This window comes from Roseovarius sp. M141, assembly GCF_024355225.1.
Classification (GTDB): domain Bacteria; phylum Pseudomonadota; class Alphaproteobacteria; order Rhodobacterales; family Rhodobacteraceae; genus Roseovarius.
This window is the reverse complement of the sequence record NZ_VCNH01000008.1, coordinates 535,944-552,659: the sequence shown is the minus strand read 5'-3', so window position 1 is coordinate 552,659 and position 16,716 is coordinate 535,944. Positions and strand designations below refer to the sequence as shown.

Genomic DNA, 16,716 nt, shown 5'->3' with positions numbered 1-16,716 from the left:
GCGTTACGTGGACATTGCTAGGCTTACCGCCGACGCCCAGCACCTCGACGACGACGGCGGCCTCGCTCCCCGACAGGATCGCCGCGGCCGCGTCGGGCGCGATGCGCCCCCGCGCCACGAGCGCCGGCATCTCGGCCCTGGTCCCCCGGTCGGTGAAGACCCGGTCGAGCACGTCACCGGGCTGGCGGATGCCGAAGCGGTGCACGTTGGCGCGGTCCTGCGCGAGGATAGCTCCGAGGTCACTCAGCGGCCGGCCCGAGGAGTTTATCCGGTCTCGGGCGCCGATCACCGCCTCGTATCGCTCGATCACTTCCTGCGCGCCAGCAGGCCATCCGAAGCAAAGTGCGAGTAGGAGAATTAGGCGATGCGTCATCTAAATGGTCTCGTTAGAAAAGCGTCAATTGGCGTTCATGCGGGCGTGAAGAATAATCTCGGGGCGGTACTCGAAGTGCATCCCGTCGAAGTGGTGCCACTTGCCGCCCCAGATGAAGCCACGACGCTCCATCTCGCGGACCAGGGCTTCGGGGATGCGGTTGTGGTAGGCACCGACGCGCCCCTCGGCCGCGCCCGTCCAGCGCCAGTAGCCGCCGAGGTCGGCATTGAGGTCAATGGCGATGCCGTAGGCGTGTGCGCTTAACCGTTCGGTTCCGGCGACGCGGCGCCAGAGGAAACCGCCGGCCGCGTCCTGGAAGAAGGGCGCCACCGTGGCGGCGTCAGCCGCGATCGCGTCGAGGGCGGCGGCGAGCTGGCAGTCGACTCCCTGCGCGGCGGTGACGGTGAAGGCCACACCGGCGAGGCGCGGCTCGACCACGCGGACCACGCGGGCGCGGACCTGCGCCTCCGTGCTCCCGTAGAGGGCACCCAGAAGGTCGGAGCTGCGTGCGCGTCCCGGGTCGGCCTCGGGCGCGCGCCGGGCCTCGAAGTCGAAGCGGAGCGGGTAGGCCACCGCGAAGCTGTCGCGGATCGTTGCCGCCACAAGCCGCCGCGCGGGGTCGGCCTGGCGCTCGCCCAGCGGCAGCCAAGCCTCACTGTCGATCGACACCGCGTCCCCATCCGGCGCGACCCTCAGCCCCGGATAGGAGAGGGCAAGGGCGTCGACCTCCGTGCCCGCGGCGGGCACGGGCAGGGCAAGGAAATCGCGCGGCTCGCAGGCCCGGGCCTCCGTCGCGCCGAGCACGAACACGGCGGAAAGCGTTGTCGCCAAAGCTGAACCCCCGATTGCCCCCATTGCGCGCTCCGTTTACGTTAGGCCAAGAGCTTAACGCAAAATCGGCAGTCCGCCAAGCGCCATGGCCGCAGCGAGATCTGCAGAAAACGCCATTTGTGCGCTGCGCATGATTGGTGAATACTGGCTCTTTTCCGACCTTCTCGGCAGCGCAGGATGTGCCAAAACCCGATCGTTTTTGTCACCGGCAATAAGGACCGTTTTTGAACGACAGGTTTTCTGGAAGCAGTCGTAAGCGCAAATGCAGCAAACGGCAACTAAGTCCCGCACTAGCTGACCTTGCGGCGTTGCGCAGCGAACAACTGGTCCCAACATTCATGCCGCGAGAACCACCGTTTCTGTTATGAATTTTAACCGCCGTTCGCGGTAGTGTAGAGAAGGGGCAGCGGTTTTGCAAGTCTTGTGCAGATGCGCATACCGAAAAGAATTGTGGAAAGATACTCTAGTCACCTGAATCTGAAGTTCCTGCCAGTGTTTTCTGACAGAACCTTTTGACGGAGGCTAGGATTTCGTCGGCGGACTTGACCCATTTGTAGGGCTTGGGGTTCTCGTTGTGGGCATCGATAAATGCGGCGATATCGGCTTCGAGTTCCGCGACAGAGCGGTGAACGCCGCGCTGGATTTGTTTGCGGGTTAACTCGGCAAACCAGCGTTCGACCTGGTTCAGCCAGCTTGCCGATGTCGGTGTGAAATGCACATGCCAGTGCGGGCGGCGCGCCAGCCATGCCTTGACCCCCGGCGTCTTGTGGGTGGCGTAGTTATCCATGACGATATGCACGTCCCGCCCCTTGGGTATCCTGCGGTCGAGTTCCTTGAGGAAGTCGAGGAACTCCGTCGCGCGGTGGCGTTTGTAGCACTTCCCGATCACCGCTCCGGTGGCAATGTCGAGGGCGGCAAACAACGATGTCGTGCCGTTTCGGGTGTAGGTATGGGTTCTCCGCTCGGCCACGCCGGGGGCCATGGGCAACACCGGCTGTTCGCGATCCAGCGCCTGAATCTGGGATTTTTCATCTACACACAATACGATAGCCCGGTTCGGCGGCGACATGTAGAGGCCGACCACGTCCTGCACCTTGTCCACGAACAGCGGGTCGGTGGACAGCTTGAAGGTTTCAGCGCGGTGCGGCTGCAGCCCAAAGGCGTTCCAGATGCGGCGAATCGTGGTGTGTGACAGGCCGATTTCTTCGGCCATCGACCGGATCGACCAATGGGTTGCATCCTTTGGCGTGGTTTCCAGCGTTCGTTTGATCACATCGGCAACCTGTTCGTCCGAGATCGTTCGTGGGCGGCCCGCGCGATACTCGTCAGAAAGGCCTTCGATGCGCTGCTCGGCAAACCGCCGCCGCCACTTGCCGACCGTATGCTCGGAATGGCCGAGTTCGGCGGCGATCTCCTTGCTGGTCAGGCCGTCAGCGCACCTCAACACGATCCGGCACCTGTCGGACAGCGACCGCGCCGCCTTGTGCCTGCGCAACTGCGCTTCCAGAAAACCGCGCTCCTCATCGCTGAGTGAAATCGCAACAGATGCCCGACCCCGCATGCCGTACCCCCCAAAATTTGCCTCATATCAATGATGGCAAATTTGGTTCCGGGTGACTAGCTTGATGTTGCGACCTTCATGCCTAAACCAACTAAAGTGAGCCCCATCAAGCGCTCTAGTATGGTTTCTGAGATCGAGCTTACTTTCCCACGTTTTCCGATGTGATCTGTCAATACAATCACAGGAACATAGATCAACACTGCAAGTGCTATAACCAGACATCCATGAAATGCGATCTGAAGTTCCTCCGCGCCAGCCCCGGCCACGACGAATTGGGGCAGGAAAGCGAGATAGAACAAAACTGCTTTGGGATTTAACAGATTGACGAATAGCCCTTGGCGGAAACTGCTTGTTCGTCCCGCTATTCTCAATAGTGGTCTTGTCGGAGATCTTGGAAGGGAGCCACGCATGTACACCCAAATAAACAAGATAGGCGGCACCGATCCATTTTAGAGCTGTCAACATGAAAGGGGAGGAAGATATGAGCGCGCCCAGTCCTAGCGTAACAAATACCACGTAGAAGGTGGCACCGGCACACATTCCTGCCAGTGCAGACGAGCCCGCCCGTCGGCCGTGACGCACAGTTTGACCCAAGATACATGCAAGGTCAGGGCCAGGGGTTGCAACAATAACGCCTGCTGTAGTCACGAAGGAAATCCAATGGACGAGGCTGTAGTCAAGCATCGGGGTCCTCCAACGGTGTGGAGCGCTGGATGGAGACTTCAGCACGCAGCTTTTGCATCAAGGTACTAAGTGTTTCGATATAGAACGCACCCGTCAGTTGACCCTGCTCGTTGAACTCCGCCTGCGGATTGGCGATCACGATTTCAGGTCCAGTCAAGAGCCGAGGCTGAAACGGGTTAAGGGCAAGCCTTAGCGCATATTGAGCCCGCGCGCCTCCGGCTCGGCCTGCCGCAGCTGACATAATAGCAACCGGTTTCTCGGCCCAAGGATTGCCATCAACACGGCTTACCCAGTCGAGCGCATTTTTGAGGACGCCTGAAAGCGACTGATTGTATTCCGGCGTTGCAATGACGACGACGTCCGCGTCTCGGATTTGGTCGGCCAGTTCTTGAGCGATTTCAGGGATACCTTGGGCGTCTTCAACGTCGCCATTGTAGAGTGGCAGATCGATGTTCGCCCAAGCGAATGGCCGATTGCAGCGATGCGGGCGCTGTCAATCTCGCCAGCAATTGTTTCATCTGCGACGAGACTGTCAATGACACGACTAAGATCGCGCGGGCGTTCCCAAAGCTTGGCTGCGTCCTCTGGGTGCGTTCAAATGCGGTGGTGCCAGGATGATTGGGGGCAGCGACCACGTACCCTTGTGAAACAAGAGCTTGTGCGACCCAGCTCAGATTCCGCCAGGTACCGCCATAGCCATGTGAAAGAACGACAAGAGGATGCGCTGCAACACTTGGTTGGGCATTGGTTTGCGCAGCGGCGCCGTAAAAGACGGAATTTTCACCAACGGTCGTCACTGGCCCGTAGGACGTTGTCGGATACCAGACACCGACAGTGAGTGGACGGTTGGTTTGTGCATCTGGAATGGTGAACTCTTTAAAAGCAATAGCGTCTTGAGCTTGGGCCGTAATGGCCCATGTGGAAAGAGCAATTGCAGCGAAGATTGATTGTTTTGACATTTTACCCTCGGGGCTTTGGTTGCGATACCGATGGCGTATCGGCAGCAACACTAACGCGAGACCTGAAACACGATTCAGGCCTTTTTTGTCAGATAAATTTTGGCGATTGTATATTTGACAAACCCGCCGCTATCAGGGCAGGCTCGGACTCCATTTTAAGGAGATTCGGTAAATGTCAGACAGACGATCTGTGCATTAACATCAACGGCGTGAAGTGGTCCCACTTGTTCGGACAGATTTGCGGTTCAACTAAGATGTAATCTGTTTGGTTTCATGCCGCCTTTTGGTTTCGTTCCTGATCGAAGTATGCGTCGTCGGGCGCTCGCTTATCAAGGGCGGTGTGGGGCGGCTCAGTGTTGTAGGATCCGATCCGGTTGTCGATGATGCATTTGGCTTGGAAACCATCCTGCAATTCGTGCAGATAGACGGCCTCCTGTTTCAGTGACCGCCACAAGCGTTCGATAAAGATAGTGTCGAGATGGCGTTCCCGACCGTCCATGGATATCTTGACCTTTGCGTCGGTCAGGGCGGTGATCCAGGACGTCCCGGTGAACTGCGATCCTTGATCGGTGTTCATGATCTCGGGCTTGCCATATTTGGCGATGGCCTCTTTCAAAGCTTCGACGCAAAAGCTGGCATCCAGCGTGTTCGACAGCCGCCACGCCAACACTTTCCGTGTCGCCCAATCCATAATCGCCACAAGATAGAGGACCCCGCGCCGCACCGGGGTGTCTGTAATATCGCTACACCAGACGCGGTTCGGGCGTGTGATCGGCAGCTTCCTCAGCAGGTAAGGATAGATCGGGTGCTGGGGGCGTTTCCTGCTGGTGTCGGGGCCCTTGTAGATCGCCTGCAGGCTCATGATGCCGATCAGGCGGCGGACGCGATGGCGGCCAGCGCGGAACCCGTTTCTCGGCAAGCAGGCCGCGATCTGGCGACTGCCAAAGAACGGATATCTGGTGAATACTCGATCAATCTCATGCATCAACTCCAGCGTCCCGGCACCTATCCCGACCGGCGTGTAATATAGCGATGATCGGCTGATCCTCAGCAGCTTGCACTGCTTGGTCAGGCTCAGATCCGTGTGATCCCGGTTGATCAGTCCCTTGCGTTCGGTCGGGCTCATCGCTTCAGCCCTTGTGACAAAAAATCGGTCTCTACCGCCAACTTCCCGATCTTCGCATGCAGCTCTTTCACTTCGGCCTCGCTGTCTTCCGCTTTCCTGGCCTTGTCGGAAAATACGCCGGTCAGGCCATCAACCGCCTGTCGTTTCCACGTCGTCACCTGCGTCGGGTGAACCTTGTGCTTGGCTGCAATCTCCTGCGCGGTCTTGTCACCACGCAGCGCCTCAAGCGCCACCGTGGCTTTGAATTTATCCGAGAAACTGCGTCTCTTCGTCGTTTGTGTATCCTGTCATCAGTGTTGGATACATCTTAACACGCTGACCAGTTTTGCCGGACCACTTCAATTAACCCACACCTTAGGATAAGGGTGATCAGAAGATCACGCCGGTCACCGTTGACGGCTACATAGAGCGTACAGCCCCTAGTCAAGTCGACCTGGTGCCGAAAACTATGTCACGGCACCAGTATTTACTATTTGTCAGAGGTCACATCGGAAATCCAGGTTCCGGCAGCGACTGCGCGAGGCAGTCCGAGTGGGCCGATTGCCAACAGCGCGACCTGATGCAGGTCCGCCGCCGCGATGCTTTCGGCCACACCCCTACGGGTGTGCGAATGCACCGCTCCTTCAGAAGATGCGCCGATGGCGAGCGCCAGTTTGACAAGGCGGCGTTCGCGTGGCGTCAGGCTGCCGGCATCGGCAGTCGCTTTCCCCAGGTCCGCATAGGCGGCCCAGATCGCAGGATGCTGCTTTGCCAGATCACCCGCCGCACTTGGAAGATCCCTATCCTTTTCACGGCTCATCAGCTTTGCGGCCCATCGGCCAGGATTTCCTCAAAGGCTTCTTTCGCCTTCTTCGGCATCTTCGCGTCAAGGAAACCTTCAGGCACCTCGGCGCCCCCGACCTGAATGACCATCACCATACCCATCGCCAAGTGCGGTTTGCATTCCACACCGATCATGCCATCCGTGGTCAATTCAACTGACACTTCCTTGTTCATTTTGCCTTTGAACGCATCCTGGCCTTCGGGGACCATGTCTTTCATCGATTCGGCATTGTGGCCCTTGTCGACCGGTATGAAGACGACGGTGTCGCCAACTTCAGCCGAAACAAAGCGCGGCTCGAACACCATGGTTCCGGCCTCGCCCTTGTTGAGCATCTTGACCTCAATGGTTTCAGCCAATGCCGAGATCGGGGCAAGGGTGATCAGCGTCGCAGCCGCAACTGTAAAGAGTTTCATCTTTTCTACCTTTCAGATTGAGAACTTGATCCGCAGAGCGCGGACGTATGACGGTGCATGGGTGTCGTTCCACGCGCGACATTTCGAAAACATGCTGTTCGGCGCTTTGCCGACTGCGCACGTCGTATTTTGCGGAACACTGCTGAATCCGGCTTGGTCAGCAGTGTGCGAAGGTCTGGAAGGGGTGACGGTATGGCGAAATTATCAAGCGGCATGGCGGAACTCCTGCGCTTGTGCGGCCCAGGTCAAGACGGCAGCGCGCTGCATCGGCAAGTCGCAGGCAATATCTGCACCGAAGGCCGTCCATGCGTCCGCATAGGTAGGGCGGACCGCGGTCAAAACCGGAACGCCCAGATTGATCGCCGTGCCAATCAGGTCTCGAAACCCGCGCCCTTCGCTTTCTCCGCGGCCAAAACGGTTGAGGATCAGCAGATCGGCCCCCGCATGCAGTTCGGCCCCGATGAAGGATGCACATTCCGCCAGCGCGCCGGGGTGCAGCCGACAGCCGCGCGATCCGTTGCCCAGGGGTTGCGAAATGCGGAACGTCCTGCCCGACTGAAGCGTGGTGAGGTCCATATCTGCGCAATGGCATTCATCACCGGCGGCACCACGGCTTTGCAGTGCGCCGCGTATCCGCAGGCCAGACACGTTCAAGGTTTCTGAAATTTCGGTCAGAAACGCATCTATATCGCCGTGATCAAACCGAACGGCGGCGAGCGGAGCAACTTGAATCATGTGTTGTCCCCATCTAGGCAGAATGGATGCCACTGCAATGCGTCGCCAGACACGATGGCGTCGAGATGTGCGGGCACCATGGCCAGTCCATCAGCGCCGCTCAGTGGTAGAAGGGTGGCCGAGACGCTATTCCCCAGACGCTCCAGCACGGGCAAGCCGGATGCATCATTGCCCGTCCGGCGCACTGGAAATACCTCAGCGCGACCCGCCTTACGATGCCAGTCAAAGCCCGCAATGGCAGCATCTTGTGCATAGGGCCTGATCTGCCCACCCGTCAGGCGTGCGATCTGCGGTGCCACAAAGAGGTAAAAGCCGACATGCACAGCAAAGGGATTGCCGGGCAGTCCCGTAAAGGCAGTCTGCCGCAACGTGCCAAACATCACCGGCTTTCCGGGTTTCAGCGCAACACGCCATGCATGAATGTCGCCCCCGGCATCGGTCAGCGCCGCCCGGATATGATCCTTGCCGCCCAAGGAGACGGCACCGGTGGTTACGATCAGATCATAGGCGTCGCCGAGCGCGTGAAATGCAGCTGTCGTGGCAACCGGATCGTCGGGTAGAATGCCAAGGTCATCCGCTGCCGCTCCGGCCTGCGTCAGAAGCGCGAGCAGCATGGGCCGGTTGGCGTCAGGAATCCGGCCAGGGGCACAAGTGCCCTCTGTCAGTTCGTCACCCGTGGAAAAAACGGCCACGCGCGGGCGCCGGACAGCAGTGATCTGTGTCAGCCCATTTGCCGCCAGAAGCCCGATGTGGTGCGGTGCAAGACGGGTGTGCGCGGCGACAAGAAGTTGACCCTTGGCCTGATCGCTCCCGGCGCGGCGGATGTTTTCGCTCTCGCCCGGCATGCGGTCGATATGAACCCTGTCCCCTTTATCTATACAGGCCTCGATCATCACGACAGTGTCCGCGCCGTCCGGAAGAGGCGCGCCGGTATAAATACGCAACGCAGCGCCATCGGGCAAGGTTCTGGGAGCATCGCCTGCCGCGACTGTGCCTGCGACCGGCAGGCAGCATCGCCCTGCGAGATCTGAAAGACGCAACGCGAAACCGTCCATCGCGGCATTGTCGAAAAAAGGCATTGCCTGCGGTGCGTAAACGTCCTGTGCGGTGTAGCGGCCGCAAGCCGACGTCAGGGGGATGATCTCGGTATCTTCAATCGGATTGACGAGATTCAAGGCCAGATCCCGTGCGTCCATGTGGCTGAGTAAGGACTGTGTTTCAGCATGCGCGTCGCAGCCGCAGCCTCTCACCATATGCGAACCATCCATGAAAACGCTCCTGCCTTTACTACATTCGCCGTTTGGAAATACGTGAGGCGACCGGGCCGACCGGTCGCCTCACGGGCTTTACTTCACCGGCGCGTCAGAGGCGTTCTCCATGAGGTATTCCATGACCAACGCCGCTTCATTTTCATCAAGCCCGGCGCGGGGGAACATCGACGGGGTGATGCCCTTCCACTGGTTCTGGGTGAAGTGCGTGACTTCGCGCGGTCCGTGACAAACGGTGCAACGCTCGTAGAAGATCTTTTCGCCCGGGGTCGCATCAGCCAGCAGATTCTCGGTGATGGTGTAGACCCGGTCGAGATCGAGCGCCTCGTCGTCGATCGCTGCCAGTTCGTAGTCTTCAAGGATCTCGGGTTTTTCGTAGGCCATGTTCGGCCCTTCCGGATCCTCGCATTTGCGCATGCTGCACAGCACCGTGTTGGCTGTCGTCGCTTGGGACAACCCTGAAGATCGCTGTGTCGAGGTCAGGAAGTTGACCAGACCCGAGTTGCAGCGCCCTTTGCTGTCCAGCGACGGCCAGCCGCCTTCGTAAACCGAAACGACGCCCGGCATGATGTCATCCGACAGGATGGCACCGACGATAATGGTGCCGCGATCGTTGTAAAGCTCGACGAGATCACCGTCCTCGATGCCACGTTCCGCCGCGTCCTGCGTGTTGACGCGAACGGGTTCGCGGCCTTGGATCTTGTAAAGATCGCGCAGTGTTTCGGACTGGTCCATCTGGCTGTGCAGACGATACCACGGGTGAGGACTGACGACGTGCAATTGCCCGTCCTCGGCGTTGCCAAGATATTCGTGTTTTTCGATCCACATCGGCATGCCGGGGCAGTCATCAATCTCGAACCCAGCGATTTCCTCGCAGAACATTTCGATCTTGCCGGACGAAGTGTGCAGCGGGTTCACGACGGGATCGGTATAGAAGTCGCCGTGGCGGACCCATCTGCGCGCCTCTTCCGGCACCTCCTGACGGGCATATCCTTTTTCCCAGAATTCTTCGAAGGATGTATGCTTGGCTGCTCCGGACCGATTATAGGCCGCCTCGATGTGGTCGATCAGCTCAAGGCTGTCGGTGAACTGTGCCCAGATGCCCAGCTTATCTGCCAGACCTTCGCAGATATGATAGTCCGACATGCTTTCGCCGACCGGTTCGATCACCTGCTTCATCGCATAGACCTTGTCGTTGGAATAGGTGCCACCGATGCTGATATCGTCGCGCTCCAGCGTTGAGCAGGCGGGCAGCACGATGTCGGCCCAGCGGGTTGCAGCAGTCCACCAGACATCCACGCTGACGATGGTTTCCACCTTTTCCAGCGCGCGGATCAGGCGGTTGGTGTCCTGCTGGTGCGACATGAAGTTGTTGCCGGCGTTGTAGATCATCTTCACGTCCGGGTAGGTGCCGGTCATGCCGTTATAGATGAAGTCGTCGCCGGGGTTTTCCAGCATCTCGGTGATGCGGCTGGCGGGGCAGATACCCTTGACCCAGTTACGCCCCTGGCTGAGGCCGGTCGGCGTGGACTGGCCTGATTGCGGCATGCCGCCGCAACCATAGTGCCACGAGAACCCGACGCCGCCGCCCGGCGTGCCGATATGACCGCACAGCGCGGAGAAGTTGACGATGGCCCAGTGAGTCATTTCGCCGTGCTGGGCACGCTGGAGCGACCAAGCTCCGGCAATTTCTGTCTTCTTGGTGGCCATCAGTTCGGCCAGTTCGCGGATCTTGTCCGCAGGAATGCCAGTAATTTTCTCTGCCCATTCCGGGGTTTTCGGCGTTTCGTCGGTCTTGCCCTGAACGTAATCGATCCACTGCTCGGAACCGACGGTATATTTCGCCAGATATTCGCGGTCCTCCAGCCCTTTATCAAGAACGTGGAAGGCCATGGCGTTGAAAAGCGCCACATCGGTATTCGGCACGATGCTGACCCAGTCGGCATTCAGGTATTCGTCAGATGGTGTGCGCTGCGGGTTGATCGAGATGAACTTGGTGCCATTGTCGCGGATCTGCGCCCAAGGGCCATACATCTGGTGGTCGGCCACAGTATATTCGATGCGGTTGTTTTTGATCGGGTCGCACCCGACCAGCACGAACACCTCGGTATGGTCGCGGATCACCTCCCACGCGGTCTGGGCGGAATAGACCTCCATATCGCCGATGACCCGCGGCAGGCAGATCTGCGACGCACCCGCCGACCAGTCGCCCTGCGTGTTGGTGCAACCACCGATGAGGTTCATGAGACGCCCCTGCATCACGTTAGGGCGGAAGTTGCCCGCATTGGCCCAGCCGCCATATGACGAACTGAAGATCGCCTCGTTGCCGTGATCCGTGGCCGTATCCAGCAGTGCCTTAGCGGTCAGGCTGAAGGCCGTATCCCAGTCCACCCGGACATACGGCTCCTTGCCACGAAGTTCCGGCTTGGTATCTCCGCTTTCCCAGTTTTCCAGATAGGACTTGCGCACCATCGGATAGTCAATGCGCGACTTGTCGTATGTGCGATCCTTGACACCATACATCAGCATCTCGGTCGGCTGTGCGTCAAGTTCCTGGACTGCGCTGATATTGATCAGCTTGCCATCCCGAACCACAGCCTCGAACGGGCCGAAGTGGCTGGCGTGGAACACACGCCCTGCCGCGAACGAGTTTGGATCGAGAGCAGCCATCGCAGTGCTGCCCATCAGGCTGGTTGCGCCAAATACGGCAGCACCGCCCTGCAAAAATCCTCGGCGGGTCGGGTTCTCAAAGGGCATCGCTATCTCCTGACAAAAAAAGTTACTTTCACTCTAGCCGTCCCCGCGTTCGACTGGTTGATCTGAAACAAAGACTATTGTTCGAAGATGTAAAGGAATGTAACAAATACAGATGTCCCAGCACATCGTCATTGTCGAAGATGATCGCACCAGCCGTATGCGGCTGGCTGCATATCTACGCGAACAGGGCTATCGCGTGACAGAGGCGGAAAACGCTCTGGAGATGCAGGGAGTCATCGACATTGATCCTCCGGAACTGCTGCTCGTCGACATCAATCTTGAAGGCAAGGACGGGCTGACAATCACCCGTGAACAGCGCGCGGCTTCGCGTGTCGGGATTATCCTGTTGACGGCGCGCGACGATCAGGTGGATCGTATCGTTGGATTGGAGATGGGTGCAGACGATTACGTGACCAAACCGTTCGACAAGCGCGAACTGGCCGTGAGGGTCAAGAACCTGCTGGCCCGTATCGACGATATCGGTCAGGCTCCGAAGGGGCCACCAGCGGTAGAGAATTTCGGACCGTGGTGCTTTGACAGGATCAGGCACCGGTTGATATCAGCTGCGCGGGTGGAAACTCTCACCCGACAGGAGTTCGATGTAATGGCGGCGCTGACGGATCACCCCGGCCAGATCCTCAGCCGGACGCGCCTGTCCGAGATGATCGGCCGTGGCGCGTTGCAACCGAACAACAGGATGATCGACGTGGTCGTGGGACGGTTGCGCAAAAAGCTGGAATTAGATCCGGCGAATCCCGATTGGATCCTGACAGAACACGGTCTGGGTTATCGCTTTGTCGATCCGACGTCGATCTGAAGCCCGGCCTCGATCGCCGCCGATTTGACGATTTTCGCCGCATCCTGCGCGCATTGCTCGACTCGAAGGAGCAATGCTGCATCCGCCCCATCCGGCGCTGCCTCGACCTCGGCCAATACCGCGCAAAACCGGTCCAGCCGAAAATTTGACGCGGCTCCCTTGAGCTTGTGCGCTGCCTTTCGCTGATGTTCGGCCGTCGAGGTGCAAACTGCGCTTACCCCGCCTGAAAGACCGGCCAGAAATTCCGTCACGATCAATTCCGTCGTCTCCACCCCAAGATCGGCGACGTCTTCGCGCAGGCTTTGCAAGACTGTCATTTGCTCTTGCGGCTCCTCGACCTCGACCGGCAGCTCCAGCACTTCAGCCAGGGCACGCGGAGAAATCGGTTTTGCCAGGATCCGCGCCACGCCCAGGCGCTTGCGGCTCTCTTCCGTATCATCAATCAGATGCGCGGTCAGTGCGACCAGCACCGGCGCGTCCATCCTCGCACCAATCCGCGCAGCCACTTCCTCGCCCCGAATATCGGGCAAATCCAGATCAATCAGGACCAGATCGAAGTGTTGCGCGCTCTCAAGTTCCAGGCCAGCGGTGCCTGTTGCGGCCTCGCTCACGCGGCATCCCATCCGTTCCAGATACCCCCGCGTCACCATGCGGTTCACAGGGTGATCGTCGATGACCAACGCGATTTGTCCGGACTTCGCATCCGGCCAAGGCGCGCGGTCGTCCCGGACAAGCGCCGGATCGCCAACCATCAGCGGCACCGTCAAGGTAAAGCGGCTCCCGACCCCCAGTTCGCTCTCGATCGTGAGCGCCCCACCCATGGCCCGCGTGAGGCTGCGTGAAATTGCCAGCCCCAGCCCCAGCCCCTCGATTCCCGAACGTCTGGCTGCATTGGTCCGCGTATAGGCGTCAAAGGCCCGCATCACCTCATCATGCGTCATTCCGATGCCGGTGTCGGACACGATAAAGCTGACGACGGGCTGGCCCGTGTCCTCTGACACCGCATGATCGACCGCAAGCGTCACCATTCCCCGTTTTGTGTATTTCACCGCATTGGATATCAGGTTTCCCACAACCTGCCGAATTTTTACGATGTCACCAAACAGAACCGGCGGCACCGGTTCCGCCATATCCACAATGGCATCCAATCGCTTTTGCGCTACCAGCGATTGCAGTTGGTGACCTAGCTGTCCGACGAACTCGCGCAGCAGAAAATGCACAGGATTCCCACCATTGGCTCTATCCATTCCGCTGGCGTAGTTCAGAATGTCGTTGGTGATATCCAGTAATTCGCTGGCGGAACTGTATGCGGTCCTGACCCGCGATTGCCGAACATTGTCGTCTGTCTCGCCCTGTAAAAGCCCCAGCATTCCGATGATGCCGTTGAGGGGTGTGCGGATCTCGTGACTCATGCGTGCCAGAAACTCGGTCTTGCTCCGGTCCGCCGCTTCGGCCTCGGCGCGCGCCGCGTCTGATGCTTTCATCTCGGCTACGACGTCACCGGTGCGGGCGATCACCGCATCCTCGAGATTCGCACGCAAACGGTCCGCATCCAGCGCCCGGCGGCGTAGGATGTTGAGGGCCTTTTCCATCCGGCCGATTTCATCATGACTGCTGATCGGAACGGGCTCGCCATATTCGCCACCCGCCACGGCGACGATGCGGTCGGACACGTTCGCCAATCGCGCAACAAGGTGGCGCCGTGCGTAAAGCCACATGATCGATCCCGCGAGCACTGCTACAGCGACCGCAGCCAAAAGCGTCATGGTCAGCAGCGAGGCAAACCTTTCTGCCGCGGCGATCTGTGCAAGGCCGTCGCGCTGAACCGTATCGCGCGCCTGCCGCGCCCGTTCCAAGATCTCCAGTATCGTCTTTTGCAGCAGAGTGCTGTCTGCCGCGATCACCGACTGCAGAGCAACGATGTCCTTCTGTAATCCGACCAGACCGCCCGATGCCATCGCGCCTCGATATAACTGCAGGATCGTCCCGGTGTCACTTCTTGCCCTGACCGAAGGCAGAAACTCCAGGCGGCGTCCGGCCAATTCCAGGTTATCCGTCATATCCTTTCTTGCGGCCTCGATCTCAGCCTGGACTGTCATGTCCGGCACCTGCTGTAATTGCAGTCGCACCGCATCGACCATTCGCGCCAGTTCCGTCACCCGTTCGAAGGCAAAAAAGTCCCTGTCTGCCAGAGTATCAAGGGCGGTCCGCAGGTCGGTCTGCGAGCCGCGATAGATGTCTACGATCCCGGCCGTAATTTTGAGTCGGGCCAGATCTGTCTGCGCCTCTATCAGGGCGTCCAGCCGTGCGCCGCGCCGCGCGAAATCGTTTGCCTCCTGTGCAATACGGCCCGAAAGTTCCAGTCGGGCATGACCGTTTGCGCTCATTCTGGTCAGGATTTTTTCTGTCTGTGATCGGGATGCCGCCGGCAGACCTGACGGATGCATGTCCTCAAGCGCGCGCGATCCAGTCTCCATGCCATCAATCGCTTCACGAAGTCCGGCAGCAATCCTGTCAAGATCATCGCCGGTGTCTGCCTGCGCAAAGGCGATGGCCAATGTTCCCGCCACTTCCGCCGAGGCACCGATCCGGCCGGCCAACTGTATTGCCGGCAGGCTCAACTGAATCAGCTCTGCGTGGCTGCGCACCAGATAGCGGTTGACCACAATTGCGACCACGCCCACCATCAGGGCCAGCCCCGCCATGGCAGAGAGTATCTGGATCAGCCGCGTGTCAAATCTTGGTCGTAACATATCGAGACTCTATGGGGCCAAATGGTCCTGTTCAATCGTGACCTTGATCCTATGCTTTTTCCTATGGTCAGCAGGCGCTTTTGCAGGCTCCAAAACGCTCGTTTGCGTCCTCGTGCCACATTTCAAGGATGAATACTGGCTCAGTGTCGGTTACGGGCTTGAACAGGAAGCCGCACGGCAAGACGTGGAGATTTTGTTCTTCGAAGCCGGTGGCTACCGCGCCCGGATACGGCAGATTGAGCAGCTTGGCTTGTGCGTTGATCGGGGAGTGGACGTCATCCTGATCGGCGCGGTCACATCGGACCATCCGGATTTGATACAGGCCATCGCGGACGTCGCGCAGACAACGCCGGTCTTCTCTCTTGTCAATGAGCTCCGATCCGATGCCCTCGGCGCACGTATCGGTCTCGACTGGAGAGACATGGGGAATGCCGTTGGTCGTTATCTGGCAGAACTGCACCCATCAGGATCGCCATCCAGAACCGCGCTTCTCATTTCCGGTCCTTCCGAAGCGGGCTGGCCGTCGCCGCTTGAATCCGGTCTGCGCGACGGTATTGCCGCGAGCAGTGTCGCAATTGTTGAAGTGTCGGGGGCCGATACCGGCCTGCGCCAGCAACTTGCCCTGGTAGAAACCGCGTTGGATCGCTATCCCGATGTTGATTATCTGATTGGCAGCGCACCCGCCATTGAGGCGGCAATGGGATTGCTCTCAGCAAAATCTGATAAAAAATACCCCCGGCTGATATCGACATATATCAGCCATACCGTGCTCCGCGGTTTGATGAACGGCAGCGTCGAAGCGGCGCCATTCGACGACCCGGTGCTTCAGGGCATACAGGCGATCCAGCAGGTGATGCAGAGCCGAGCGCCGAACCATTCCGCGCCAACAGGTGGACCCAAAGTAAGCCTTCTGACCCACGCAGATCGAACCGTCGACCAAGTCCGGATCTCACCTGCCGATTATTTTCCGAATATCCAATGATGCGTGTCTGTTGATTTGGACTTCAGTTTTTTGAACTTGAAACGATTACTCTCTACAATTACCGGATCCGACTTTAGCTTCACACTTCCTTTCCCGCCAATAACGGCCGGTTGTTATCTCAGGTGGGAGTGTGCTGACTATGGGATAAACTTGCAAACACCCTCAAACACGGTCCATTCGCAGACCAAAGCTTCAGATAGGGTATTCCCGATTGCGATCCTTGTGACCCCGTTCGGGTCCGCCCCGCGCCTGCATCATGCCGTCGAGACTCGCAAAGGGCTGGATTTTGATTTTTCTCACAGGAAATATACCGGCTGGGTTAAATCACGCGGTCAGCGTGACGACGGGAGAGAACCCACCGAAGATCAGACGCACGCCGCCGAACGACATCGGATCTTTTCGGGATTGATCCGGCCATCGGATTTCGACATCTCTTCCATCCGGCCCATGACGGCATCGCGCGTCGCCTTGTCGGGCCATTCGATCCAGCCGAAGATCATCGTTTCGTCTTCCTTGGCCTGAACGGCCTTGCGGAAATCGGTCAGCTTGCCGTCCCGTAGATCGTCGCCTCAGCATTCAACGACGCGGCGCGCACCTTGGTCGGTGATCGCTTGCTTGTTCGCAGTCGGCACTG

General features: G+C 58.9%; 16 protein-coding genes and 2 pseudogenes. 3 read left to right on the top strand and 15 right to left on the bottom strand.

Annotation, left to right across the window (positions count from 1 at the left end):
* Positions 1-7: 7 nt before the first annotated feature.
* Positions 8-352: a hypothetical protein gene (locus tag FGD77_RS06815; RefSeq protein WP_255007735.1), complete on the top strand. Its 345-nt coding sequence runs from the start codon at positions 8-10 to the stop codon at positions 350-352.
* Positions 353-397: 45 nt separating this feature from the next.
* On the opposite strand, the gene FGD77_RS06810 is transcribed toward FGD77_RS06815, so the two are convergent.
* The 13 genes and pseudogenes from FGD77_RS06810 to FGD77_RS22185 all read right to left on the bottom strand — a co-directional run bounded on the left by FGD77_RS06810 (position 398) and on the right by FGD77_RS22185 (position 11,530).
* Complete coding sequence (locus FGD77_RS06810) at positions 398-1,204, bottom strand: M15 family metallopeptidase (protein WP_255007732.1); 807 nt, start codon at positions 1,202-1,204, stop codon at positions 398-400.
* 463 nt (positions 1,205-1,667) lie between these two features.
* Positions 1,668-2,765: an IS630 family transposase gene (locus FGD77_RS06805; RefSeq protein WP_255007730.1), complete on the bottom strand. Its 1,098-nt coding sequence runs from the start codon at positions 2,763-2,765 to the stop codon at positions 1,668-1,670.
* A 56-nt stretch (positions 2,766-2,821) separates the two neighbouring features.
* Complete coding sequence (locus FGD77_RS22420) at positions 2,822-3,175, bottom strand: LysE family translocator (protein ID WP_369682709.1); 354 nt, start codon at positions 3,173-3,175, stop codon at positions 2,822-2,824.
* Position 3,176: 1 nt separating this feature from the next.
* A pseudogene (locus FGD77_RS22415) lies at positions 3,177-3,449 on the bottom strand (LysE family translocator); the annotation flags it as partial.
* Positions 3,442-3,588 (bottom strand): hypothetical protein, encoded by a 147-nt coding sequence (locus tag FGD77_RS22410; RefSeq protein WP_369682708.1) that lies wholly within the window; start codon positions 3,586-3,588, stop codon positions 3,442-3,444. The pseudogene FGD77_RS22415 and the gene FGD77_RS22410, both read right to left, overlap by 8 nt.
* Positions 3,589-3,675: 87 nt before the next feature.
* A pseudogene (locus FGD77_RS22405) lies at positions 3,676-3,846 on the bottom strand (NADPH-dependent FMN reductase); the annotation flags it as partial.
* A 22-nt stretch (positions 3,847-3,868) separates the two neighbouring features.
* Positions 3,869-4,408, bottom strand: a complete 540-nt coding sequence (locus FGD77_RS06795) for a hypothetical protein (RefSeq protein ID WP_255007728.1) — start codon at positions 4,406-4,408, stop codon at positions 3,869-3,871.
* A 271-nt stretch (positions 4,409-4,679) separates the two neighbouring features.
* A protein-coding gene (locus FGD77_RS06790) for an IS3 family transposase (protein ID WP_255007718.1) occupies positions 4,680-5,767 on the bottom strand; the annotation gives its coding sequence in 2 pieces (ribosomal slippage) (positions 4,680-5,536 and positions 5,536-5,767; 1,089 coding nt in all).
* A gap of 236 nt (positions 5,768-6,003) precedes the next feature.
* On the bottom strand, positions 6,004-6,333 hold the full coding sequence (locus FGD77_RS06785; RefSeq protein ID WP_255007712.1) for a carboxymuconolactone decarboxylase family protein: 330 nt from the start codon (positions 6,331-6,333) through the stop codon (positions 6,004-6,006).
* On the bottom strand, positions 6,333-6,713 hold the full coding sequence (locus tag FGD77_RS06780; RefSeq protein WP_369682707.1) for a pseudoazurin: 381 nt from the start codon (positions 6,711-6,713) through the stop codon (positions 6,333-6,335). The genes FGD77_RS06785 and FGD77_RS06780 overlap by 1 nt, the downstream gene beginning before the upstream one ends.
* A gap of 261 nt (positions 6,714-6,974) precedes the next feature.
* Positions 6,975-7,505: a DUF2478 domain-containing protein gene (locus FGD77_RS06775; protein ID WP_255007702.1), complete on the bottom strand. Its 531-nt coding sequence runs from the start codon at positions 7,503-7,505 to the stop codon at positions 6,975-6,977.
* Positions 7,502-8,773, bottom strand: a complete 1,272-nt coding sequence (glp, locus tag FGD77_RS06770; protein WP_255007699.1) for a gephyrin-like molybdotransferase Glp — start codon at positions 8,771-8,773, stop codon at positions 7,502-7,504. The genes FGD77_RS06775 and glp overlap by 4 nt, the downstream gene beginning before the upstream one ends.
* Positions 8,774-8,851: 78 nt before the next feature.
* Complete coding sequence (locus FGD77_RS22185; protein WP_303626355.1) at positions 8,852-11,530, bottom strand: molybdopterin-dependent oxidoreductase; 2,679 nt, start codon at positions 11,528-11,530, stop codon at positions 8,852-8,854.
* 112 nt (positions 11,531-11,642) lie between these two features.
* Between FGD77_RS22185 and FGD77_RS06750 the strand changes: the two genes are divergently transcribed.
* Positions 11,643-12,347, top strand: a complete 705-nt coding sequence (locus FGD77_RS06750; protein ID WP_255007697.1) for a response regulator — start codon at positions 11,643-11,645, stop codon at positions 12,345-12,347.
* On the opposite strand, the gene FGD77_RS06745 is transcribed toward FGD77_RS06750, so the two are convergent.
* Entirely contained in the window at positions 12,317-15,100 is a 2,784-nt protein-coding gene (locus FGD77_RS06745) for an ATP-binding protein (RefSeq protein WP_255007695.1), read from the bottom strand. The two genes, FGD77_RS06750 and FGD77_RS06745, sit on opposite strands and share 31 nt — an antisense overlap.
* Before the next feature lie 37 nt (positions 15,101-15,137).
* Between FGD77_RS06745 and torT the strand changes: the two genes are divergently transcribed.
* Positions 15,138-16,082, top strand: a complete 945-nt coding sequence (gene torT / locus FGD77_RS06740) for a TMAO reductase system periplasmic protein TorT (protein WP_255007692.1) — start codon at positions 15,138-15,140, stop codon at positions 16,080-16,082.
* A gap of 365 nt (positions 16,083-16,447) precedes the next feature.
* Here torT and FGD77_RS06735 read toward each other — a convergent pair whose 3' ends face one another.
* Positions 16,448-16,627: a DUF1428 family protein gene (locus tag FGD77_RS06735; protein ID WP_303626418.1), complete on the bottom strand. Its 180-nt coding sequence runs from the start codon at positions 16,625-16,627 to the stop codon at positions 16,448-16,450.
* Positions 16,628-16,716: the final 89 nt, after the last annotated feature.

Bases quoted from the DNA above. Each gene is read 5' to 3' on its own strand.
- FGD77_RS06775 (WP_255007702.1), bottom strand. From the start codon at position 7,505: ATGATTCAAGTTGCTCCGCTCGCCGCCGTTCGGTTTGATCACGGCGAT.
- FGD77_RS22420 (WP_369682709.1), bottom strand. From the start codon at position 3,175: ATGCGTGGCTCCCTTCCAAGATCTCCGACAAGACCACTATTGAGAATA.
- FGD77_RS06795 (WP_255007728.1), bottom strand. From the start codon at position 4,408: ATGTCAAAACAATCAATCTTCGCTGCAATTGCTCTTTCCACATGGGCC.
- glp (WP_255007699.1), bottom strand. From the start codon at position 8,773: ATGGATGGTTCGCATATGGTGAGAGGCTGCGGCTGCGACGCGCATGCT.
- FGD77_RS06805 (WP_255007730.1), bottom strand. From the start codon at position 2,765: ATGCGGGGTCGGGCATCTGTTGCGATTTCACTCAGCGATGAGGAGCGC.
- FGD77_RS06750 (WP_255007697.1), top strand. From the start codon at position 11,643: ATGTCCCAGCACATCGTCATTGTCGAAGATGATCGCACCAGCCGTATG.
- FGD77_RS22185 (WP_303626355.1), bottom strand. From the start codon at position 11,530: ATGCCCTTTGAGAACCCGACCCGCCGAGGATTTTTGCAGGGCGGTGCT.
- FGD77_RS06785 (WP_255007712.1), bottom strand. From the start codon at position 6,333: ATGAGCCGTGAAAAGGATAGGGATCTTCCAAGTGCGGCGGGTGATCTG.
- FGD77_RS06745 (WP_255007695.1), bottom strand. From the start codon at position 15,100: ATGTTACGACCAAGATTTGACACGCGGCTGATCCAGATACTCTCTGCC.